We start from the raw sequence: 22,599 nt of genomic DNA on the forward strand, positions 1-22,599 counted from the left end.
CGCCATTAACCTTCGTCAGGATAATCAGCTTTTACAAAATACAGTCCGTCCGGCGGGGCGTTGAGTCCAAGCGCATGCCTATCGGCTGCATCCAGCGCATCTTTTAAATCACTCTCGCTCCAGTCACCGCGGCCAACCATCATCAAGCATCCGACCATAGACCGGACTTGATGATGCAGAAATGATCGCGCCGAAACTTCACAATGAATATCATCGCCATCGCGAACAATATCCAGCCTGTCCAAAGTTTTCACCGGACTTTGGGATTGGCAATGGGCAGAGCGAAATGTCGTAAAGTCATGCAGCCCGACCAGTAATTGTGCAGCATCATGCATCGCCTGCGCATCCAGCTCTTTGGCCACTTGCCATGCAAGACCCTTTTGCCAGCTTAGCGGGGCTCTGCGATTAATGATCGTGTAGCGATAATGGCGTGCCAGACAGTCAAACCGGGCGTGCCAGTCATCATCAACAATTTGGCAATCGGTCACTGCAATGGGCTGTGGCCGCAAATGGGCATTGAGTGCTTCGCCCAACCTGAAAGGGGTGAGCGATTTGGAGATGTCGATATGCGCGCGCATCGCTAAGGCATGGACGCCGGCATCTGTGCGCCCTGCGGCGACCATTGTTACATCCTCGCCGGATACTGCCTTTGCTGCGGTTTCCACGGCTTCCTGCACCGATGGCCCATGCTTTTGACGTTGCAGTCCCATATAAGGGCGGCCATCAAATTCTAATGTCAGCGCATATCGCGTCATGTCACTACCGTGCCTTTGGCAATGCTGGTACCGCGTAGGAAATCTGCCAATGGCATGGCGGGTTTTCCAGCTTTTTGAATAATGATAGGGCGAATGGCGCCGTCATCTGTGGCGATGGCAAGTTTCTCATCCAGAACAGTAGCAGCCATGCCATTTTGTTCCAAGATTTGAGCGCTATGTACACGGTAACGCACGCCATCTACCTCAAAAAATGCGCCGGGCCATGGAGTGAAAGCACGTATTTGTCGCTCAACATCAATGGCGCTTTGTTCAAAATTAATGTGGCCTTCTGCCTTTTCTATCTTCTTTGCATAGGTCACGCCTGTTTCGGGTTGCGGCTCTGGCGATATATTCTCCAGATCATCAAGGGTTTCAGCCATAAGCTGTGCGCCCATCTTCGCGATCTCGTCCGTCAGCTCTCCTGCATTTTTATCGGCAATCTGCGTCACGGCTTTGGTCAGCATGGGGCCAGTATCCAGTCCAGCCTCCATCTGCATTATGGTAACGCCTGTCTGTTCATCCCCAGCCAATATTGCCCGTTGTACTGGCGCAGCACCGCGCCATCGGGGCAATAAAGACCCGTGAACATTAAGGCAGCCATGGCGGGGAATATCCAGAACAACTTGCGGCAGGATCAGTCCATAAGCGGCAACCACGGCAATATCGGGCTGTAATGCAGCAAATTGACTCTGCGCCTCTGCGGTTTTCAGGCTTTCAGGGTGCAGGACGGTCAGACCCAGTTTCTCAGCACAGGCCTGCATGGGAGAGGGGCGCAGCTTCTTACCGCGCCCGGCGGCACGCGGAGGCTGGCAATATACAGCAGCAATGTCGTGACCTCGATCATATAAAGTCTGCAAAGTTGGGACCGCAAAATCCGGTGTACCCATGATAACGATCCGCATCTCTTCTCTCCAACTGCCAGTGATATGCCATGATCTGGCAATCTTTGCGTAAGATAATGACCGGCTTGACTTTTGCTGCACAAGGCCTTGCCACCTCTATAGCTTTGCCCGTAATGAAGCTGGCATGGCATCGCAAGAGATAGAATTATTAGCGGACCAACTGGCTAAGTTGCCGGGGCTGGGGCCGCGCTCTGCTCGTAGAGCAGTGCTACATCTCATAAAGCAGCGTGAAACTGCGCTTTCGCCGCTCATTCGCGCTATGGAAACAGTGCGTGATCGTCTAACGGTTTGCGATATTTGTAGCAATATTGATACGATCAATCCTTGCGGTGTATGCAGTGATGATCGGCGCGACGACACGGCTTTATGTGTGGTTGAGGAGGTTGCTGATTTGTGGGCGCTGGATCGCTCGCGACTCTTTGCGGGCCGTTACCATGTGCTGGGCGGGCGATTGTCGGCGCTGGATGGTGTCGGACCTGAAGATCTCAGCATTGATCGCTTGCTTGCTCGTATAGAAGAAGGTGGTGTGAATGAGGTTGTGCTTGCACTGAACGCCACATTGGAAGGGCAAACCACTTCGCACTATATTGCCGAAAAGCTGGCGGATAAGCCCTTACGCATTACCCAATTGGCGCATGGACTGCCAGTCGGTGGTGAGCTTGATTACCTTGACGAGGGGACGCTTGCACAAGCCTTGCGAGCAAGGCGACCTCTGGGTTAAGAGCGATTTTCTTTCCATGCATGTCTTGCAGAAAAAGCGACAAAGGATTATTTCACCCTCATGGCTATACGACCGATAGTAGAAGTTCCTGACCCACGGCTCAAACAGGTTTCCAAACCTGTGGAGACATTTGATGATGATCTCAAGACGCTGGTCGAGGATATGTTTGACACCATGTATGATGCGCCGGGCATAGGCTTGGCTGCCATTCAGGTGGGTGTTCCTCTACGTGTGCTGGTTATTGATCTGCAGGAACCTCTTGAAGAAGGCGGCGAGCCTGTACGCGACCCGAAAGTCTTCATCAATCCAGAGATTCTCGATCCTTCAGAGGATATGGGCGTCTATCAGGAAGGGTGTTTGTCCGTGCCCGATCAATTTGCCGATGTCGAGCGTCCGGCCACATGCCGCGCTCGCTGGCAGGATCTGGACGGCAATAGTCATCAGATGGATTTTGAAGGGCTTATGGCCACCTGTTTACAGCATGAGATGGACCATTTGGAGGGGATATTGTTTATCGATCACCTTTCACGGCTAAAACGCAATATGGTTCTGAAAAAGCTGGATAAGGCGCGCAAAGCCGCGGCCTAGCATTTCACGGCGGATAATCGCCTGGTTGCTCTTGTCAAAACGCCTCCATCACTGTACGTTCCTGTTGTGTTCTTTCTAGTATTGACAGGGGATATTTGTGGCTGAAGGCCTGCTTCCGATTATTATTGCTATCATCACTTTGTTGATAGGTCTTGCCATTGGTTGGTTTGTCGGCACGCGTCCCATTGCGGCCTTACGGGCTGAACAACAAGAAGCGGACGCTGAGGTTAAAGCGCTGAATGAGCGTCTTTTAACCGAATTGCGAGGCATGGAAGCGCTCAAGCAAAATGCGGATCGTGCTGATGCTTTGAGCGAGCAGGTTGAGGCGCTGCGTCAAGAGCGTGAGCAACTGGGGCAGGATAATGCTCGGCTAAAGGCCGATGCTGCCAATCATGAAAAGCAGATTACGCAATTGTCTCAACAACGTGAAGAGCTGGTGCGGCAATTTGGTAATGTTGGTAACAAGTTGCTGGAAGAAGCGCGGGAGAAATTTCTTGAACGGGCTAATGAGCGATTTTCCCAGTCAGAGGAAAAAAGCGAGGAACGGATTAAGGCCTTGCTCCATCCTGTTGGCGCGAAGCTGACGGCATATGAACAGCAAATTGAGCGGGTCGAGAAACAGCGCAATGAAGCCTATGGCGATCTAAAGGGCCTTATGGATCAGATGCGTGTGGGGCAGGATAATGTTCGGCAGGAAACTGCACGGCTCGTCAATTCACTGCGCAATGCGCCAAAGGCACGCGGCCGCTGGGGTGAACAGCAATTGCGCAATGTGTTGGAAACATGCGGTCTGGCCGAACATACCGACTTTGTGATGGAGCAAAGCATCACAACAGAGGAAGGGCGTTTGCGCCCTGATGCCGTAGTCCGTATTCCGGGTGGCCAGTCTTTGGTTATCGACGCGAAGGTTTCGCTGAATGCCTATCAGGACGCATTCGCCGCTGATGATGACGACGGACGTGCGGTGGCGCTGGCGGCACATTGCCAGTCGATGAAAGCACATATTGATGGCCTATCGCGTAAAGCCTATTGGGACCAGTTTGACAACGCACCCGATTATGTCATCATGTTTGTACCGGGCGAACATTTTCTTGCGGCTGCTCTGGAATATGATGCCAGCCTATGGGATTTTGCATTTGAAAAGAAAGTCTTGCTAGCGACACCTACCAACTTAGTGGCGATTGCTCGCACCGTGTCCAGCGTCTGGCGGCAGGAAGGTTTGGCGCGCGAGGCAAAACAGATCGGGCAATTGGGCAAAGAAATGTATGATCGACTGGCGGTGTCTGCCGAGCATTTGAAACGCATGGGCACTGGTCTCAATTCAGCGGTTGGCAATTACAACAAATTTGTCGGTAGCTTTGAACGCAATGTATTGGCTACTGGCCGCCGTTTTGCTGAGCTTAATGTTGAAACCGGTAAACGCGAATTGGAAGAGGTTCCCACGCTAGACGCACTACCGCGCTATGGTGATGAAAAACCCGGAGAGACGGATTAGCGCCGCTGCTGGTTGAGCACTTCATAGGCCATTACGGCGGTTGCTATCGCGGCGTTTAGGCTATCGGCTTTGCCCAGCATGGGAATTTTAACGCGCACGTCACATTGTGCCTCATATTCTTCGGGCAGGCCTTGTGCTTCATTGCCGATCAGCAGAAATGTCGGCGCTTCATATTGTACAGACTGGTAATCAATATCGGTTTGCAGAGATGTCGCGACCAATTGCCCGTCACCACTGCGCAGCCACGGCAGAAATTCGCCCCAACCGGCCTGTACAATGGATTGCGTGAACACGGCGCCCATGCTGGCGCGCACGGCTTCTACCGAAAAAGGATCAACGCATTGGTCTAGCAATATCAGCCCACCTGCACCAACTGCGTCCCCGGTTCGCAAAATTGTGCCCAGGTTTCCAGGGTCACGAATGGCTTGACCAACCAACCAGATCGAACTTGCGCCGCGATCAAGTGCTTCCAGTGTCACATCACGATCGGCAAAGACACCAAGGACAGATTGCGGATTATCTTTTCCAGAAATCTTTGCCAATATATCCGGGCTGGTCAGGATGATGTCGCCGTGCGCAGCGCTAACGGCATCGGTCAGTGCCTGAACCAAGGGGTGTTGATCCCGCGCTTCGGCCATCACCAATATGCGCGGCAAAGAGCCTGCTTCCAAAGCCTCTGTGAGCAAGCGCAGCCCTTCCGCCAAGAAAACACCTTCGCGTTTGCGGTGCTTCTTTTCACGTAATGACCGCAAATATTTGACAGTCGGGTTGGAGAAACCGGTGATTGTTCGAAAAGTCATGGCAAAAGTGTCAATTGCTCGCGATCAATCTTCGCCAAAGCCATCTACAACGAGGCCGACCAGCTTAGCCAGCGCGGCATCGGCATTTTCGCCTTCAACAGAGATGGTTATTTCATCACCCTTTGCCGCGCCCAGCATTAGTAACCCCATGATGCTATCACCCGCGACCACATTGTCTTTTTTGGCAACGGTTACTTCCTGACCATCGGTCAAATGGGCAACGGCGTTGACAAATTTTGAACTGGCTCTGGCATGTAGACCCTTACGGTTGCAGACTATGACCTTCTCACTGGCCATTGGCGGTCTTGCCTTGAATATTTAGTAATTCCGATGCGACAGATATATATTTCTGTCCGGCCTCACGCGCTGCGGCAACTGCGCTGGTTACGTCCATTGCTTTGCGCGCGCCTTCCAAGCGGATGAGCATAGGCAGGTTTACCCCGGCAATAACCTCAATATGGCCGGTTTCCATCAGAGATATGGCAAGGTTGGAAGGTGTGCCACCGAATAAATCGGTCAATATGATAACGCCTTCACCTGTATTGTTATCGCTAATCGCCTTGGCAATATCTTCGCGCCTTTTTTCCATATCATCATTGGGTGCAATACAGATGGTCGCGATCTGTTTTTGTTTGCCAACGACATGCTCCATAGCAGAGACAAATTCATTGGCCAAAAGCCCATGGGTTACCAACACGATACCGATCATCTTAGGCTGGCTCCATAACAATAAACTGATGATGCAGGGATTGTTTCTGCATGTCCAAACTTCCTGAAACGGTCTAGCTTTGGTCATTCTCGACCGCGTCTATAGGACGCGATGCAAGATTTCGATGGGTGACACTGGGCGAAAATCCTCCGTCGCGCAACCCCTGTGCAATTCTTTCTGCGGTAAAGACTGAACGGTGCCTGCCGCCGGTGCAACCAAAGGCTATATGGACATAGGCTTTGCCTTGCTCCGCATAGCGCGGCAAGAGAAAGAGGAGCATAGACAATATGCGGTCAAAGGCTTCAGCAAAGGCGATATCTGCGCTCACATAATCGCCAACAGGTGTATCTTGTCCGGTTAGCGGTCGCAAACTTTCCTCCCAATGCGGATTGCGCAGGAAGCGCATATCAAACACCAGATCGGCCACAGGCGGCATGCCCCGCGCAAAACCAAAGCTGGATATGCTGATAATGGGTTGGCTGGCGTGCTGCTCACCAAAGCTGTTCCTGATATGCTGAGCAAAATCAGGGACACTAAGGCCCGAAGTTGTTATCAGCTTGTCAGACCAGCGCCGTAATGGGGCGAGCAAATCGCGTTCCTCTGCAATGCCATCAATAGCTGGTCTGTCCTTTGCCAAAGGGTGGGGGCGGCGCGTCTCATTATAACGGCGCTCTAACTCCAGATCGCTGCATTCTAGAAAGACAGTTTGGATAGAAAGATTATCTCTACTGCTCAGATCTTTAATAGTTTCAATGACTGAAGCGGGATCGAAGCCCCTTGTCCTGGTATCGAACCCTATGGCGAGGCGGCCATCGATCGATGCACGGCCAGCTGCACTGGGGGTTGCCAAAAGCCCCTTCAACAATCTGATAGGGAAATTGTCGATGATCTCCCAGCCCATATCTTCCAGCGTTTTGAGCATGGTTGACTTGCCCGCGCCTGACATGCCGGTGACGAGCACGATGTCAGAATTCACCTTTGTGGAGGCAGTCTGACTGCCGCTGGTCTGTGGTTTTGTGATATCGAAGTTCATAGCATTTATGTGGCGCTGAGTCCGTAGAGTTTCAACGCATATTCTATCTTCAAGGGGGCTAGGTTCAAATCGGGACGAATGTCGATTTCGGGGATGGCTATATCAGCGATATTCACCTGCTTAGCATTTTCGCGATATCGCGGTGCTTCTCTGTCGAGGTTGACTTTTAACGCAACAGGAACCGGTTCTGTCACCGCATTGACTTGAACAATGCCCAAATTGCGTATTTCAATCTTGTTCGCAATATTGGGATGCGGCATGGCAAAAAGCATGGTTTTTTGTGAATATAATTGTGTTTGATCATCACTGACCAAAGCCGCGCCGCGGTCCATTAATAACAATGAGACGGCGCTTTTGCCTATTCCAGAAGGTCCGCAAAGCAAGATCGCACGATTATCAATTGCCACAGTGCTTGCCGCGTAAGCAAAAGAGTCATGCAGAGCTTTGTTGGTCATATTCAATCTACCAATATAATATTGGTCGGTATTGCCGGGATACGAATGTTAAAGCATGCGCCGGACAGCCCATCACCACGACTGCCAGCGACTATGCTGCCCTGATGTGCCTCAATGATAGAGCGCGCAATAGCCAACCCAAGCCCGCTATGCTTGCCAAATTCCGACTCTTTTTGCCTGCCACTATAAAAGCGGTGGAAGATTTGTTCGCGCTCACGTTCTGGAATTCCCGGACCATGATCCAATATCTGCATCACGACATCTTGCCCATCGCGGGTCACGAAAATCTCAATAAGGCCTGATTCCGGGCTAAATGATACAGCATTATCCAGCAGATTCTCAATAACCTGCGCTAGCCTGTTGCTCTCTCCAAACACCATCGCCACATTTTTGCGGGGTCTGGCATAGGCAATTGATCGCCCCTCATTCATTTGCCTTTCTTCACGATTGGCCAATAAATCGGCAACCATTTCTCCCATATCAATGGGCAGAAAGTGAGCGCGTGTTAATTGCGCATCGACGCGGGAAGCATCGGATATGCCGGAAATAAGCCGATCTATTCTTAAAACATCGGAAGAAGCGATATCAAGCAATTGCTTTTGCAAATCAGGGTCTTCAACACGCTCCATACTTTCCAGTGCAGAGCGTAGCGATGCCAAGGGGTTCTTGATCTCGTGGCTGACATCTGCAGCAAAAGCCTCAGTTGCATCGATCTTTTGGCGCAGAGCGTTTGTCATATCTGACAGCGCGCGCGCTAGTTGACCAATCTCATCACCGCGTGTCGGTAATCTGGGTACCTCAACGTCACGCGCTCGCCCTAGGCGCACCTGATTTGCTGCACTTGCCAGACCTTGCAATGGGCGGACAATTGTCCTTGCCAGAAATAGCGATAACAATATTGAGACGATCAAAACAGATATGAAAATAATACCCAGCGCAAGTCTTTGATCGCGGACAGTTGCCGTAATTGTTCGCGCGTTTCGCGTTGATAGCAGAACCATATCTGTTCCGCGTACAGGGGCTGTGGCGCTAATCATCAATGTCCTGTCAGGGGCGAATCTGACGCGCGATATTGCTTCACCTGTTTCAATCGCTTTTACCATTTCAGGCCATTGTGTTAGAGTATCTCTATCAGGCTCAATGTAAGAGGTTAGCTCTGGCGCACCGACAATCCGATCAATAACACGATCCAAAAATCGTGCGACATGTCGTTGCCATTTCTCTGTGGCAGGATCACGCAATGCATATTGCGGCTCTTGCAGCGAGAAACTGTCGGTAAGCTTCTCTCCAGAGCGCCGATAGACACGGATACGCGACTCTTTTTGTTTGGCAAATTCCAGAAGCACATTCTCGCGCTCGGCCATATCAATTTTGCCAGCTGTCATTGCCAGTAAGGCGATCCGGTTTGCATCTTCGATTTGCCGACTTTGGACAAGGTTGCTGCGATAATTATCGAGATAAAATATACCGCCAGCCAAAGCAGCAACAGCAAAGATATTAACAGCCAATATCCGCGCGGTTAGCGATAGCCTGCGGCTCCAAAATAAAGAAGCGGGCGATTTAGTCTTCATCGTTAAAACGGTAGCCAGCGCCATAAAGCGTATCGATGGCCGAGAACTCGTCATCAACTTCACGGAATTTGCGGCGCAGTCGTTTTATGTGGCTGTCTATAGTGCGGTCATCGACATAGACATCATCCTGATAGGCCGTATCCATCAGCTGGTTGCGGCTTTTGACAACACCCGGGCGCTGGGCCAAAGTTTCCAGAATAAGAAACTCGGTTACGGTCAGCACAACCTTTTTGTCCTTCCAATGAACGGCATGACGCGCAGGATCGAGGGTTAAATGACCACGGACGACTGGTTCAGCTGGAGGGGCTTCATCTTCTGAAACTATTGTTTGCGCAATCAGTTCTGTGCGGCGCAATATTGCTTTGATACGGGCAATTAAGAGTCGCTGAGAAAAAGGTTTGGCGATATAATCATCTGCGCCCATAGCCAGACCCAAAGCTTCATCAAGCTCGTCATCTTTAGATGTGAGGAAAATAACCGGCATAGACAGTTTTTCCCGCACTCTGCGCAGCAGTTCCAGCCCATCCATATGCGGCATTTTGATATCAAATACGGCCAGATCTGCAGGGTTTTCAAGCAAAGCGGGGAGGGCGGCTTCGCCGCTGTTATAGATGCGGGTCGTAAAACCTTCAGCCTGTAGAGCGATTGATACCGATGTTAAAATGTTGCGGTCATCATCGACCAAAGCAATAGTTGCCATATATCCGGTCCGTTTATTCAATGGCTTTGCTGATAGGTAAATGGTCGATCGAGCAATGCCAATAGAGTTTGGGCATGGCGGAAGCTGCCGTGATTGTCCAGTGTGAGAGATTGTATATAGCAAAAGCAGCAATATTCGATTTTACAAATTACTGAGGAAAATACTGTCTATTGTTGCCCAAAGGGAATATGTATATCCATATATAAAGGAGTGAGCTTATGAGTATGTTAGATGGCGTTTTGAAGAATTTGCCGGTTGGTGCAGACAGCATTGGTGAAATCGCTGAAAAATTGGGCATGGATCCGTCCATGGTAGAAAAAGGCGTTGCTGCACTGGGGCAATCCCATGGCGAAGATGGCGATACAATGGCCGCTGCTTCAGAAAAAACCGGACTGGATAGCGGCGCATTGAGCGGAATAATGGATCAACTTGGCGGTGAAGGTGGCTTGGGCCAGATTTCAGAAATGTTGGGCAGTGATGAAGGCATTATGGGCAAAATTTCCGGTTTCCTCGATCAAGATGGCGATGGCAATCCACTTAATGATGTTATGGGAATGGCTGGAAAATTCTTCGGTAAAAAATAATATTACCAACCCAAAGTCGCAAAAGCCCGTCTCTTATGGCGGGCTTTTTTGTGCCCTTGTTGGCAATTGGGTACTTGCCAATCCTGCCAAAACTTGTCAGCAGAGAATTCATGATAAATCTCCACAATTCCCGCTCGCTCTCTTTTCATTCTCGCTTTGCTTTATTGGCCGCTATAGGTCTTTGTACATCAATTGCCCATGCGCAGGATGGGAAACCCACTACAGAGGAAGATGTTCGTGAGCATATTGCCATATTGGCAAGCGACGATTTTGCGGGGCGCAATCCTGGAACAATAGGTGAGACCAAAACGCTGAACTATTTGGCACAGCAATGGTCTGCTTCCGGAATGGTATCTGGTACCAATGACCCGAAAAACCCATGGTTTCAGCCTGTACCTTTAATGCAAAGAACAACATCTGCTGCTACAGCGCGTTTCACACGTTCAGGGCGGAAAATAAAGGTTGATCCAACAGGTATTTTGCTCAGCGGGCAAGAAACCAATTCTGCTGTCTCAGGAGAAGTTATCTTTGTTGGATATGGCGTTGATGCGGTTGAGAATGAAGCTGCTGATGTCGAGGGCAAAATTGCGTTGATGCTTTTTGGTTCACCCGAAGGCGCAGAAGATTTTCCTTCACGGCAAGAGCGGGTTGAAGCCCTTGCGGAGGCTGGCGCTTCTGCAGTTCTTACAATTGCGCCTTCGCAATTCCCATGGGGTGCTATCCGCAATCAGGTTAGCCGGGGATCTTATGGCCGAGATACGGGTGGCGATGCGCCGATGATCTCCGGTCTGGTCAATGCTGATTTTGTTGCAGCACTTTTTAAGGGCTCAGGGAGCACATTGGCCAAAGAAACCGAAAAATCGAACGAAGAAGGTTATACTGCATTCGTTATGGGCGTTGCAGCTGATCTTACAGCAGTCATGCAAATACGTAAGTTTAATAGCTATAATGTTATCGGCAAATTTCCTGGCAAAAAGCCGGGTTCAGGCGCTGTGCTTTTTCTCGGACATTGGGACCATTTCGGTACATGCCGCCCGGTTGAAGCGGAAGATCGTATTTGTAACGGGGCACTTGATAATGCGTCGGGAATGGCAGTTTTAACAGAAGTGGCTGAAGAACTGGGCGCTATGGGGCCGTTTGACCGTGATATCTATTTCATGGGGACTACCGCAGAAGAACGCGGTTTGCTGGGGGCTTATCATTTCGCGGACAATCCGCCTTTTCCTCTAAAAGACATAGTTATTGCGCTTAACATTGATACTATTGCGATAGCAGAGCGCGGCGCACCCGTTGCGATTATTGGCCGCGGTGAGACGGATCTAGATGCGACTATCGATTCGGTTTCTGAATCGATTGGGCGCAAGGTAGAGACGTCATTGGATTCCAATGCCTTTATCCAACGTCAGGATGGCTGGGCCCTTGCTGCAAAAGGTGTCCCTGCCTTCATGGTTGGTGGATCGTTTGCAGACCTGGAATTGCTGCAAAGCTATTTGAGCGGTGATTATCATGGACCTGGTGACGAGCTTAAAGAAGGCTTCGTCTTGGGCGGCGCTGCGGAAGACACAGATCTGCATATTGCTTTGGCAGAATATTTTGCGAATGAGGCCACATATCCCGGGAAGTGAAGCGCTCCATTTGGCGTTATAGAAACATATTGACTTGTTATCGCGAATATTCCCGGGATAGTCTGGTCATTACAAAGTCTAATGGCTAAATGAACTGCCACGACTCGAGGCTGTTAGCCTCGCGTCACAGTTTTTCGCATCAACAGGTCGTACAGCCAATGGGTGACCTGATAACAAGGATAGTGGCATGGATATTCCTCTTGGTCTGACATTTGATGATGTTTTGCTGCAGCCAGGAGCCTCGCAAACCTTGCCGAGCACAGCTATCACCAAGACACAATTAACGCGGGATATTGCGCTGAATATTCCCGTTCTGTCATCCGCTATGGATACTGTGACTGAGGCCGATATGGCTATTGTTATGGCGCAAATGGGCGGCATTGGTGTCCTGCACCGCAACCTTTCCATTCCGCAGCAGGTTGCTGCTGTCCGACAGGTCAAACGCTTTGAGTCTGGCATGGTGGTAAACCCTATCACCATATCACCCGATGCAACCTTGGCGCAGGCGCAGGACATTATGGGCAGCAATCGCATCTCGGGCATTCCCGTTGTGGAGGATGGCGGTAGGCTTGTTGGTATTTTGACTCATAGGGATGTTCGCTTTGCAGAAAACCCTGCACAGCCTGTACGTGAATTGATGACGCATGAAAACCTGGCAACAGTTTCAACAGGGGTAAGTCAGGAAGAAGCGCGGCGATTGTTGCACCAGCGCCGTATCGAAAAATTGCTGGTTGTCGATGATGCTTATCATTGTGTCGGGCTCATCACCGTCAAAGATATCGAAAAGGCTGTTACCTTTCCAGATGCCACTAAAGACAGTGCAGGCCGGTTGCGTGTAGCAGCAGCCTCTACTGTTGGTGACGCAGGCGCGGAACGTACGCGTGCATTGTTTGAAGCAGAATGTGACGTTGTGGTCATTGACACCGCACATGGGCATAGCAAAATGGTCATCGACAGTGTCACCGCTTTGAAAAAAGAATTTCCTGATCATCAGATAATCGCTGGTAATGTTGCTACCGCTGAAGCGACCAAAGCGCTGATAGATGCCGGCGCAGATGCTGTGAAAGTGGGTATTGGCCCTGGTTCTATATGTACCACAAGGGTAGTGGCTGGCGTTGGCGTGCCGCAATTAACCGCTATCATGCAATCCTCTGACGCGGCCAAATCTGCAGGAATTCCGATTATCGCAGATGGCGGTTTACGAACCTCTGGTGACGCTGCAAAAGCCATTGCTGCCGGGGCATCGAGCGTGATGGTAGGCTCCTTGCTGGCAGGAACTGAAGAAGCACCTGGAGAGACATTCCTCTACCAAGGCCGTTCTTACAAAAGCTATCGCGGCATGGGTTCGGTTGGGGCAATGGCCAAAGGCTCTGCAGACCGATATTTCCAGCAAGACATTAAGGACCAGTTGAAATTGGTTCCGGAAGGCATTGAAGGGCAGGTGCCATTCAAAGGGCCTGCAAAGGATGTCATTCATCAGCTTGTTGGCGGTATCAAAGCCGCAATGGGTTATACCGGTTCACCCACAATTGAAGCGTTGCGCAGCGATGCCCAATTTGTGCGGATAACCAATGCAGGACTTACCGAAAGTCATGTACATGATGTTGCTATAACGCGCGAAGCGCCCAATTATCCATCGCGATGATTGAGGCCAAATTTCTACTACTCCTCTTTTTTTGGACCGATCCGGCATCTGCGCAAGATTTGCCTAAATGGACAATTGAGCATTTTATCAGCTTGGAAGAGTGTGAGGCGAACGCGCTGGAAAAAATAGCTGAGCTGAAACAGCCACCAACGGGGGCAGAACGTGTTAGCCATATGTGTGTGCATATGGATGACTTTATTAAAAGCGATGCTTCGGAATGAGGGAACCGGCCCGTGTGCAAGCAGCGATTGAACTGCTTGATGCGATCATCATAGCAGCACGCGATGGCGGCGCATCAGCAGATAGCATCGCAAAAGATTATTTCCGGGCGCGGCGCTATATGGGATCAAAAGACCGGAGAGCGGTGCGAGAATATTGCTATGTTGTAATTCGCAAAATTGGCGATTTGCCGCAATCCGGGCGTGCAGCCTTGATCGCCTATGCGCAGCAAAACACTGAAATAGAAGCCCTCTTTGACGGTTCGCAATATGGGCCTGCGCCGATTACTGAATCCGAACAGTTAGACGCAGCACCCATGGCCCAGTCTGGAGCTATTCCAGACTGGCTGATTCAACATCTGCCCGAATGGCTCGACGAACGGGAACAGGCTGCTTTGTTTGAACGTGCTCCCCTTGATGTCAGATTGTACGACCTGACTGCAGAAGAGCTGAGCAAGGAATTTCCAGAAGCGCAGTTTGATAGTTTATTACCTACAGCTGCGCGTTTGCCGGCCGGAACCCAATTGGCGGCGCATCCTTTTTGGCGCGAAGGCAGGTTTGATATTCAGGATATGGGCAGCCAGCATATCGTAGCTGCCTGTCAGCCGTTGCGTCACAAAAAGATGATTGACTTGTGTGCAGGCGCAGGTGGGAAAGCGTTGGGATTGGCTGCTTTGGCGCAAGACGATGCGCAGATTTTAGCCTGCGATACATCGCGCTCACGCCTGTCAGAATTACCGCACAGAGCGCATCGACTAAATATTCACAATGTTGAAAGCCGTTTGCTTAATCCCAATAAAGAACTGTCTGCCTTATCTGACTGGGCCGGTAAGGCGGATCTGGTTTTGGTCGATGCTCCATGTAGCGGAACGGGAACATGGCGACGTAATCCTGAAACGCGGTGGCGGTTAAATCCGGCTCGGCTTGAGCGGTTAAAGGCTTTGCAAAACCATATTCTTACCTATGCCAGTGAGCTGGTGCGGCCCGGTGGTACATTGGCTTATGCTGTATGCTCGCTATTGCCGGAAGAAGGCCCTTTGCAAATTGAGCAGTTTTTATCCACACACGCTGGCTGGACAGTTGATATTCCTGATATAGGGTGCGGCAGGCCAGTAGTTGGCAATGCCGTTCACCATAGGGAAAGTGCGCACGGCATAGTCTTGACCCCTCATCACGACCAAAGCGATGGATTTTTCTTCACTCGTCTGAAAAAACCATGCTAACATAGTTAAGATGACTGCTTCGGAGTTTATTATGCGTTTTTCATCGCCTGCTCTTGCCCTGGCGGCAATTCTTACTTTGACCTCAAGTACAATTTACAGTCAGCAACCTGTTTATGAGCCTGATCCACGATCGGTTTTGCTGACCAATGAGGGGCAGTCTGCCCTGCAAACAGGCGATAAATCGAAGGCGCGTGATTATTTTGAAGCCGCTCTGGCAATTGATCCGGGGAACCGCGGTGCTTTTCTCGGTCTTGCCGAGGCAGCACGCGCAGAAGGTCTGCCCGGACAAGCGATTAGCTTTTATCGCCGTGTTTTGGAGTTAGAACCTACCAATACAGCGGCTCTTTCTGGTCAAGGGCGTGCCTATATCCAACGCGGTGCGATTGAAAAAGCCAAAATTAACCTGACCAGACTTGAAAATCTGTGTGACACGGATTGTCTTGATCGCAAGTTACTTGCAGCAAGCCTGGCTGATAATGAGCAGCAAGCGGTCGTGTCTGCCGAAGCTGTTACGCTCAAGCCAACGGCCAGCGAGCAGACCAAAACCCCCTGAGAGTTGATGCGCGTCAGAAGCCGTAGATAATGGTGAAACGCGTCAATGTGTCTGTCGAAACAGCGCCAACCGGCGGGCTGGATTCATATTCGACAGTGTAAGAGATGCGCGCAGACAGGGCATCGCTCAGCGCTGCTTCTAAACCAGTGATAGAGCGGACAGTTGAGTTTCCTGATTGAATATAGATCTGTCCATCCTGTGTCAGCTTAATGCGCTCGGCAATCTGCCAATCAAAATCTAATGCGCCCAATCCGGCTATGCTGCTATCAGAGCCGCCGCCGATAAAACTGGTTTGCCGCCATGCAGGGCCAGCATTGACGCTAAGTGAGATATTCTCTTCATCAATGACGCGGTACCCAAGGCCAGCGGATGCGCTAATACGTGAGGAAAAGCCCTGAAAGCGATCCCGCTCATATTGCCCTAAGCCATATGCGAAGAGACGATCGCTAATAGTATAGTTGGGCTCATAAGCGAACAGAAACTGTTCTTTGGTCGTTTCGCCATTGGTGCGTTGAAAGTCGGCAAGGGCTGTCAGCTTATGGCGCCAATTCTCACTCTTTTTCTCTAGATTGAGGCCAGCTGTTACGCCAACATTGTTGGTGTTACCACTGGAGCGAAAGCCGCCTAGCTCGCCTTGACCAGACCAGTTTTCAAACAGGCCATTATTAGCGTATTTTTCGGCTTTTGCAGCCTCTTCAGCTTGAGCAATCTCAACTGCTCGAGATTGTTTATATGCAGCAAGTTGAGCGTCGAGCGCGCTTGCTTCATCTGGGTTGGTTTTCTTCGCCAGATTGATAACGGTTTCAACGGCGTCATCATCTTTTTGCGCAATTGCTTCGTCAATCAAGGCGCGGACAGGGTCAGGCAGTTGGGCAAAAGCAGGTTGGCTGGCGATAAGGGCCAGAATGAATGCAGTCGAGCGGGCAGAGGTTTTTTTCATCATGCTATATTCTATAGATCAAACACTTTGCAGATGGGGAATAAACTCTTGTAACACAGCTTTATAAAGCTCTTTTTTGAACGGAACGATCATATCTGGTAATTGTTGTGCATCGGCCCATTTCCACCGCGAAAATTCCTGATGGTCTGTTGCAATATTGATATCTGTATTGTGCCCATTAAAGCGCAGCAAAAACCATTTCTGTCTCTGCCCGCGCCATTTACCCTTCCAAATTTTACCAATCAGTTCTTCAGGCAAATCATAAAAAAGCTCTTGGGCAGATTCGGCGATAATATCGACCTTATTGGCCGCTATCCCGGTTTCTTCGGTCAATTCCCGCAACGCCGCATCGCGCGCTGTTTCGCCAGCATCAATACCACCTTGCGGCATTTGCCATGCGTCGCTGTCGGGATTGTCTAACCTTTGCCCAACAAAGACCTGATTATCGCTGTTGACAAGCATGATACCGGCACAGGGCCGATAGGGCAGGTTGCTGGCTTTGGTCATGATAGCGTCTGCCCTGATATGTTGGAAAGCAGGTTATGCAAACATTCTGTCATGCTTTTACAATCCTGCTCTCCGCTGGGTATCACCTTACGCAGACCAATCAAGCCATGAACGGTGCCGCGCGCTTCGTAAAAACTTGTTGTTACGCCTGCCTCCAACAGTTTTGCACCATAAGCCCTCCCTTGATCGCGTAATGGGTCCAGCCCGGCAGTGATCAGAACGGTTGGCGGCGTTAATGCATGGTCGAAGCCATCAATTACATTATAAAGAGGGTTGGCATTGTCAGGCTGATAGGCATTATCGAACCAGTCCATGCCATCGCGGGTGAGCACAAAGCCATCGGCAAAATCATCCATGCTTTGCCAATCTTTGCGGGCGCTGACGACAGGATAGATTGGCATTTGCGCGATCACAGGCACTGTTGCAGGGTTAGTGGCGAGCGATTGGCTGATAACAATGGCAAGGTTACCGCCAGCACTGTCACCTACAGGTATCAGGCCGGTGATATTCAAACCCAGTTCTTTTGGTGATTCTGCCAGCCAGTGCGCCACAGCAACTGCATCCTGCGCAGCGGCGGGAAAGGGGTGCTCTGGTGCAAGCCGATAATCTACAGCAATCACTGGCAGATCAAGCTGGTCTGCCAAGAATGTACAAAATGGATGATGGGTATCAAGATCGCCGATCACAAAGCCGCCGCCATGAACAAAAATGATCGCTGGACCTGAGCCGCGCTCGGCTCTTTTGTCATAATAGCGCAAGGGAATATCACCCGCCGGGCCTGCACAGTGCAGATCACGAATGATGGCAAGCTCTGTAGGGTCTGCATCAGCGACATGGCGCATAGCCAGATAGGTTTGCCGCGCCTCTGCAACCGGTAGTTCGTGCATCGGTGTGCTCACCATAGCTTCCAGCATGTTGAGGCATGCCTGTACATCAGGCCGTACAAAATGCTGCTTGGTTTCGCTGTCGCTCATAATCTCTCCTGTGATCTCTCATTCCTGCTTGAAGCAATGGGCATAGCCTGAATGATTGCTTATATATAATTTCTTCATTGCACACTTGTCGTCAGTCTTTAAGTCAGGCAATCAGATTTTGAGGATTTTATAGAGAAGGGTTAGCTGCCAATGGCCAGCGCCGCAAAAAATATGAACGATATGACATCAGACAGCCAGCCCGACGCCGTTACAGTCCGCTTCGCAGGAGATAGTGGCGACGGGATGCAGCTAACCGGCGGGCAATTCACGCTTTCTACAGCGCTTTCCGGCAATGATCTTGCCACTTTTCCCGACTTTCCCGCAGAAATACGCGCGCCGCAAGGAACGCTTTTCGGTGTGTCGGCTTTTCAGATCAATTTTGGCAGCCGTAAAATCAATACTGCGGGCGATGAACCTGATGTGCTGGTTGCGATGAACCCTGCCGCTTTGAAGGTCAATGTGGCTGCATTACGTCCTGGCGGCCTAATCATTGCTGACAGCGGTGAATTTGGTGACCGTAATCTGGCCAAAGCCAAATATGACAGCAATCCGCTGGAGGATGGATCTCTTGGCAAATGGCAGTTGATGGCGTTTGATATTTCGGCGCTTACGCTGGAAGCTGTAAAGCCATTTGGCCTGTCAAACAAAGAAGCGCTGCGCTGTAAAAACATGTGGACACTGGGGCTATCGCTCTGGATGTTTGATCGTGATCGCCAGCCCATTGTCGATTGGCTGAAAGCCAAATTTGCCAAAAAGCCGGATATTGCCGACGCCAATATCGCAGCATTAAATGCTGGTCATGCTTATGGTGAGACAGCGGAACTGTCTGGCCCGATGCAGAAGGTTTCTATTCCTGCTGCACCATCAGAGCCCGGCGTTTATCGCACCGTAACCGGCGCAGAATCGATTTCACTCGGTCTTGTTGCCGGCGCGCAATTGGCCAGTTTGCCGATGTTCTTTGGTGGATACCCTATCACGCCGGCCTCTGCGATTCTGCATCATCTGGCCCGCTATAAAGAATATGGAGTGACCACCTTCCAAGCTGAAGATGAGATTGCTGCAATTTGCGCTGCTTTGGGCGCAAGCTATGCTGGATCGCTAGGGGTTACATCATCATCTGGCCCCGGCATTGCCTTGAAAGGCGAAGCAATGGGGCTTGCGATAATGACCGAATTGCCTCTGGTTATCGTCAATTCACAACGTGGCGGCCCTTCAACTGGTCTGCCGACCAAGACGGAACAGTCTGATTTGTATCAGGCGGTATATGGCCGCAATGGCGACGCCCCGATGCCGGTTATTGCGGCCTGCTCGCCGGGAGATGCTTTTGACTGTGCTATCGAAGCTGTGCGGATAGCGACCCATTATATGACGCCGGTTATGTTGTTGACGGACGGTTATATCGCCAATGCTGCCGAGCCTTGGAAAGTGCCGGATATGAGCAGCTATACGCCATTTCCGATTGAGCATATGACCAAGGCGCAGGAAGGCGGCTTTTTGCCTTATGGCCGTGATGAAAAACTGTCACGTCCATGGGTGAAGCCGGGAACGCCTGAATTGATGCACCGTATTGGTGGTATCGAAAAAGCGGTTGATACTGGCCATATCGAATATGCCCCTGAAAACCACCAAGCGATGACCGATATTCGCCGTGATAAGGTTTTGGGCGTCGCGGGCAGCATTCCTGATCAGGCCGTTGATATGGGAGAGGCATCAGGCAAATTGGCTGTCGTCGGTTGGGGTTCAACCTATGGCCCGATCAGTCAGGCCGTTCGTCGCTCACGCGATGCTGGTCTGGATGTTTCCCATATCCATATTCGCCATATCTGGCCGATGCCCAATAATTTGGGTGACCTTTTGCGCTCTTATGACCGTGTCATCGTGCCTGAAATGAATACAGGCCAGCTCAAAACCATCTTGCGCGACCAATTTTTGGTCGATGCGCGGCCGGTCAACAAAGTATCGGGCCAACCGTTTAAAATTGCAGAGCTGGAAGCAGCGATTGCGGAGAATATCGCATGAATGAAATCACCAAAATCGAAACCACGTTAAAAGATTGGGAAACCGATCAAGAAGTGCGCTGGTGCCCGGGTTGCGGGGATTATGCGATATTGAAAGCTGTACAGCGCACCATGCCGCAATTGGGCGCTGACCCATCCAACACTGTTTTCATTTCGGGCATTGGCTGCTCTAGCCGTTTCCCATATTATATGGAAACATATGGTTTCCACACCATCCATGGCCGTGCACCGGCAGTGGCGACTGGTGTTAAACTGGCTAACCCCGAGCTGGATGTGTGGATTGTTACTGGTGATGGTGATGGCCTATCTATCGGCGGCAATCACAGCATGCATATTTTGCGGCGCAATCTGGATTGCCAGATCATGCTGTTCAATAATGAGATTTATGGCCTAACCAAAGGCCAATATTCACCCACATCGCGTGAAGGCACAAACAGTCCGTCAACACCTTATGGTTCTGTTGATCGTCCAGCGACACCATGTGCATTTGCTTTGGGTTCTGGAGCACGTTTTGTTGCGCGCGGCATTGATGTCGATAAGCGTTTGCCGGATGTACTGAAGGCAGCGCACGCTCATAAAGGCGCAGCTTTTATTGAGATTTTTCAAAACTGTATCGTGTATAATAAAGATGTTTTCGATGAATTTGCCGCTAAGAAAACAGCCGCATCGACCCAGCTTTGGTTAGAAAATGGTGAACCAATGCTGTTCGAAAAAGGCGCAAAAGGTATTGCGCTGGATGCCGAAGCCATGGCGCTGAAAGTGGTCGATATTGCGGATGGCGACTGGCAGGCTGCTGGCGTTATGGTGCATGATGTCACCAATCGCGCTGTGGCGCATATGCTGGTCGAGCTGCAATTTGGCGATTTCCCAATGCCCCTTGGTGTGATCTATGATGACCCTGCGCCAACATTTGAGGCGGACATGGGAGCGCAGCAAGAGAAAGTCGTGGCTGGAAAGACCGGGGATTTGCAGGCTCTGGTGGGCAAAGGCCAAAGCTGGACAGTTGAATAGTCGGGAGCATTATGCAAAATTTGTGCATGATGTTGCGCAAATTTATAATGTTTATTGCTGCAAATGTGGTCTATGTGACGGGTGCCCTTAGCGCAAGCGCTTATGAACCATCGCGGATAATAGGAACAATTGAGCGTCCTGCTGACAAGGATTGGGGCGACCTTTACCTTGTGGAAATTGAGCTGCCAAAGGCACGACCGCATCCATCTGAATATTATTGCCCTAGCGATATGGATGAAAATAGCATCTGCCTAGGCGCTTCGATTATCTACCGCCAAGGTAAGATATTACGCGTTTTGGCTGCTACGAAAGAGAGCCCATCGTTGCGCAAAAAAGTGCGTGTGAAAGGCATAGGCGGGCACGCAGTGCGTTATGGACCGGCAAAATACGCTGTTGTGCTATTAGAGCGGACGGATGACGGCTATTATTGGATGCCAATCGAGGCGACCATAAACCGCGGCAAATTCTGCCTAAGCGACCAAGCAATTGACTATTTCAACATTAGCCTAAAGTTGCGACCACGCGCTTCTGAAGATTGGGAATCTTGCTTTAGGATATGAAAGTGACTAGCTGCACTTTATGGATAATTTCACTCATAGCCTTGCAGGCTGGGCGCTTTCTCAGGCTGGTCTGAAACGCAAAACGGGGCTTGCCACCGCCACACTTATCATCGCTGCCAATCTGCCGGATATTGACGCAGTTGCAACATTATTGGGTGGGCATCAGCATTTGGCGATACGTCGCGGCATCACTCATGGACCGGTTGCGATGATAGTGCTGCCGATAGCGTTAACTTTCGCGATGATAGGGTTTGACCGCTGGCAAACTAAGCGCGGTAAGCGGCCTACGGGCCGAGCGCCGATCAGGCCTGTCTGGCTTTTGGCGCTCGCTTTTATCGGTACATGGAGTCATCCGGCACTCGATCTCATGAACAGCTATGGTGTGCGCCTTTTGGAGCCGTTTTCCAGCCAATGGTATTATGGTGACACCTTATATATTATTGATGTTTGGCTATGGCTGATATTGCCCATCGGTATCTGGTATTCGCGAAAACTTGAAAAAAAGGGGAGTGGGCGCTGGCGCACTCCTGCACTGATCGTTGTAGCTATGGCCTTGGCCTATATTCAGTTTAACAGCTGGTTCACGAAGAGAGCTGTGCTGAAAACATCTGTTGCGGTAACTCTGGCAGACCAGGGTAATTTGCCAGAACAAGTGGTAGCCAATCCCGTGCCAGTGAAATTCTGGGAGCGCGAAATGTTGTGGCGTCAGGATGATAGCTACGGGATGGGGCAATATAGTTTGGCGTATGGCGCTGGCCTTTCAGGAAAGCGGTTTGCCAGCAATATGGATAATCCCGCTGTGGCCTATGCGCGGGAAACGAACCCAGACTTGGATGCCTATCTGTTTTGGTCGCGAATGCCTTTTGCAAAAATCGAAGAACAGAATGGCAAGACTGTGGTTATCGTGCGTGATGCGCGGCTTACAAATCCGCTTTTGGGGGATCGTTTTACGGTTACGACCGTTATTGACGAATAGAGAGTGGAGCCGTGTCTCAACATTGAGAGCGCACAG

25 protein-coding genes are annotated in these 22,599 nt (G+C 50.6%); 13 read left to right on the forward strand and 12 right to left on the reverse strand.

The genetic code is table 11. The annotated features are described in order from the left end of the window. Positions 1 to 5 precede the first annotated feature (5 nt). Both truA and fmt read right to left on the reverse strand, forming a co-directional pair. Positions 6 to 755, reverse strand: coding sequence for a tRNA pseudouridine(38-40) synthase TruA (truA, locus tag ACR9YC_RS05935; protein WP_438731166.1), 750 nt, complete (start codon positions 753 to 755; stop codon positions 6 to 8). Beyond that, positions 752 to 1,657, reverse strand: a complete 906-nt coding sequence (fmt, locus tag ACR9YC_RS05940; protein ID WP_438731169.1) for a methionyl-tRNA formyltransferase — start codon at positions 1,655 to 1,657, stop codon at positions 752 to 754. The genes truA and fmt overlap by 4 nt, the downstream gene beginning before the upstream one ends. 124 nt (positions 1,658 to 1,781) lie before the next feature. Between fmt and recR the strand changes: the two genes are divergently transcribed. The 3 genes from recR (at position 1,782) to rmuC (ending at position 4,461) form a co-directional block, all read left to right on the forward strand. Next, positions 1,782 to 2,378, forward strand: a complete 597-nt coding sequence (gene recR, locus ACR9YC_RS05945; RefSeq protein WP_438731172.1) for a recombination mediator RecR — start codon at positions 1,782 to 1,784, stop codon at positions 2,376 to 2,378. A 60-nt stretch (positions 2,379 to 2,438) separates the two neighbouring features. Further along, positions 2,439 to 2,966, forward strand: a complete 528-nt coding sequence (gene def / locus ACR9YC_RS05950) for a peptide deformylase (protein WP_438731176.1) — start codon at positions 2,439 to 2,441, stop codon at positions 2,964 to 2,966. 97 nt (positions 2,967 to 3,063) lie between these two features. Next, a complete protein-coding gene (gene rmuC / locus ACR9YC_RS05955; RefSeq protein ID WP_438731179.1) occupies positions 3,064 to 4,461 on the forward strand; it encodes a DNA recombination protein RmuC in 1,398 nt (465 codons plus the stop codon). On the opposite strand, the gene ACR9YC_RS05960 is transcribed toward rmuC, so the two are convergent. From ACR9YC_RS05960 to ACR9YC_RS05990, 7 genes are all read right to left on the reverse strand, one after another. Continuing rightward, positions 4,458 to 5,261, reverse strand: a complete 804-nt coding sequence (locus ACR9YC_RS05960; protein WP_438731182.1) for a TrmH family RNA methyltransferase — start codon at positions 5,259 to 5,261, stop codon at positions 4,458 to 4,460. The genes rmuC and ACR9YC_RS05960 overlap by 4 nt on opposite strands. A gap of 24 nt (positions 5,262 to 5,285) precedes the next feature. Beyond that, complete coding sequence (locus ACR9YC_RS05965; RefSeq protein WP_438731185.1) at positions 5,286 to 5,558, reverse strand: HPr family phosphocarrier protein; 273 nt, start codon at positions 5,556 to 5,558, stop codon at positions 5,286 to 5,288. Beyond that, positions 5,548 to 5,970 (reverse strand): PTS sugar transporter subunit IIA, encoded by a 423-nt coding sequence (locus tag ACR9YC_RS05970; protein ID WP_438731188.1) that lies wholly within the window; start codon positions 5,968 to 5,970, stop codon positions 5,548 to 5,550. The genes ACR9YC_RS05965 and ACR9YC_RS05970 overlap by 11 nt, the downstream gene beginning before the upstream one ends. A gap of 73 nt (positions 5,971 to 6,043) precedes the next feature. After that, a complete protein-coding gene (rapZ, locus tag ACR9YC_RS05975) occupies positions 6,044 to 6,916 on the reverse strand; it encodes an RNase adapter RapZ (protein WP_438731638.1) in 873 nt (290 codons plus the stop codon). 92 nt (positions 6,917 to 7,008) lie between these two features. Beyond that, a complete protein-coding gene (locus ACR9YC_RS05980) occupies positions 7,009 to 7,458 on the reverse strand; it encodes an HPr kinase/phosphorylase (RefSeq protein WP_438731191.1) in 450 nt (149 codons plus the stop codon). Between the two features lie 2 nt (positions 7,459 to 7,460). Further along, positions 7,461 to 9,053: a stimulus-sensing domain-containing protein gene (locus ACR9YC_RS05985; RefSeq protein WP_438731194.1), complete on the reverse strand. Its 1,593-nt coding sequence runs from the start codon at positions 9,051 to 9,053 to the stop codon at positions 7,461 to 7,463. Then, positions 9,019 to 9,729, reverse strand: a complete 711-nt coding sequence (locus tag ACR9YC_RS05990; protein WP_438731197.1) for a response regulator — start codon at positions 9,727 to 9,729, stop codon at positions 9,019 to 9,021. The genes ACR9YC_RS05985 and ACR9YC_RS05990 overlap by 35 nt, the downstream gene beginning before the upstream one ends. Positions 9,730 to 9,947: 218 nt before the next feature. Between ACR9YC_RS05990 and ACR9YC_RS05995 the strand changes: the two genes are divergently transcribed. The 6 genes from ACR9YC_RS05995 (at position 9,948) to ACR9YC_RS06020 (ending at position 15,577) form a co-directional block, all read left to right on the forward strand. Continuing rightward, on the forward strand, positions 9,948 to 10,313 hold the full coding sequence (locus ACR9YC_RS05995; protein ID WP_438731200.1) for a hypothetical protein: 366 nt from the start codon (positions 9,948 to 9,950) through the stop codon (positions 10,311 to 10,313). 110 nt (positions 10,314 to 10,423) lie between these two features. Then, on the forward strand, positions 10,424 to 11,938 hold the full coding sequence (locus ACR9YC_RS06000) for a M28 family peptidase (RefSeq protein WP_438731203.1): 1,515 nt from the start codon (positions 10,424 to 10,426) through the stop codon (positions 11,936 to 11,938). A 187-nt stretch (positions 11,939 to 12,125) separates the two neighbouring features. After that, a complete protein-coding gene (guaB, locus tag ACR9YC_RS06005; protein WP_438731206.1) occupies positions 12,126 to 13,583 on the forward strand; it encodes an IMP dehydrogenase in 1,458 nt (485 codons plus the stop codon). Next, positions 13,580 to 13,804, forward strand: coding sequence for a hypothetical protein (locus ACR9YC_RS06010; RefSeq protein ID WP_438731209.1), 225 nt, complete (start codon positions 13,580 to 13,582; stop codon positions 13,802 to 13,804). Before guaB ends, ACR9YC_RS06010 begins: the two co-directional genes overlap by 4 nt. Further along, on the forward strand, positions 13,801 to 15,024 hold the full coding sequence (locus ACR9YC_RS06015) for an RsmB/NOP family class I SAM-dependent RNA methyltransferase (RefSeq protein WP_438731211.1): 1,224 nt from the start codon (positions 13,801 to 13,803) through the stop codon (positions 15,022 to 15,024). The genes ACR9YC_RS06010 and ACR9YC_RS06015 overlap by 4 nt, the downstream gene beginning before the upstream one ends. Positions 15,025 to 15,055: 31 nt before the next feature. Continuing rightward, positions 15,056 to 15,577 (forward strand): tetratricopeptide repeat protein, encoded by a 522-nt coding sequence (locus tag ACR9YC_RS06020; protein WP_438731214.1) that lies wholly within the window; start codon positions 15,056 to 15,058, stop codon positions 15,575 to 15,577. A gap of 13 nt (positions 15,578 to 15,590) precedes the next feature. Here the strand turns inward: ACR9YC_RS06020 and ACR9YC_RS06025 are convergent, their stop codons facing one another. The 3 genes from ACR9YC_RS06025 to ACR9YC_RS06035 are packed head-to-tail and all read right to left on the reverse strand — an operon-like array spanning position 15,591 to position 17,998. Continuing rightward, a complete protein-coding gene (locus tag ACR9YC_RS06025; protein ID WP_438731217.1) occupies positions 15,591 to 16,520 on the reverse strand; it encodes a DUF481 domain-containing protein in 930 nt (309 codons plus the stop codon). Positions 16,521 to 16,535: 15 nt separating this feature from the next. Further along, positions 16,536 to 17,024, reverse strand: coding sequence for an RNA pyrophosphohydrolase (locus ACR9YC_RS06030; RefSeq protein ID WP_438731220.1), 489 nt, complete (start codon positions 17,022 to 17,024; stop codon positions 16,536 to 16,538). Beyond that, positions 17,021 to 17,998, reverse strand: a complete 978-nt coding sequence (locus ACR9YC_RS06035; protein WP_438731223.1) for an alpha/beta hydrolase — start codon at positions 17,996 to 17,998, stop codon at positions 17,021 to 17,023. Before ACR9YC_RS06035 ends, ACR9YC_RS06030 begins: the two co-directional genes overlap by 4 nt. A gap of 171 nt (positions 17,999 to 18,169) precedes the next feature. On the opposite strand from ACR9YC_RS06035, the gene ACR9YC_RS06040 reads away from it, so the two are divergent. The 4 genes from ACR9YC_RS06040 to ACR9YC_RS06055 are packed head-to-tail and all read left to right on the forward strand — an operon-like array spanning position 18,170 to position 22,563. Beyond that, positions 18,170 to 20,017 (forward strand): 2-oxoacid:acceptor oxidoreductase subunit alpha, encoded by a 1,848-nt coding sequence (locus ACR9YC_RS06040; protein WP_438731226.1) that lies wholly within the window; start codon positions 18,170 to 18,172, stop codon positions 20,015 to 20,017. After that, on the forward strand, positions 20,014 to 21,027 hold the full coding sequence (locus ACR9YC_RS06045; RefSeq protein WP_438731228.1) for a 2-oxoacid:ferredoxin oxidoreductase subunit beta: 1,014 nt from the start codon (positions 20,014 to 20,016) through the stop codon (positions 21,025 to 21,027). Before ACR9YC_RS06040 ends, ACR9YC_RS06045 begins: the two co-directional genes overlap by 4 nt. Before the next feature lie 47 nt (positions 21,028 to 21,074). Beyond that, complete coding sequence (locus tag ACR9YC_RS06050; protein WP_438731231.1) at positions 21,075 to 21,587, forward strand: hypothetical protein; 513 nt, start codon at positions 21,075 to 21,077, stop codon at positions 21,585 to 21,587. A 19-nt stretch (positions 21,588 to 21,606) separates the two neighbouring features. After that, on the forward strand, positions 21,607 to 22,563 hold the full coding sequence (locus ACR9YC_RS06055; protein ID WP_438731234.1) for a metal-dependent hydrolase: 957 nt from the start codon (positions 21,607 to 21,609) through the stop codon (positions 22,561 to 22,563). Positions 22,564 to 22,599: the final 36 nt, after the last annotated feature.

Source organism: Parasphingorhabdus sp. DH2-15, from assembly GCF_051668705.1.
Lineage (GTDB): Bacteria > Pseudomonadota > Alphaproteobacteria > Sphingomonadales > Sphingomonadaceae > Alterisphingorhabdus.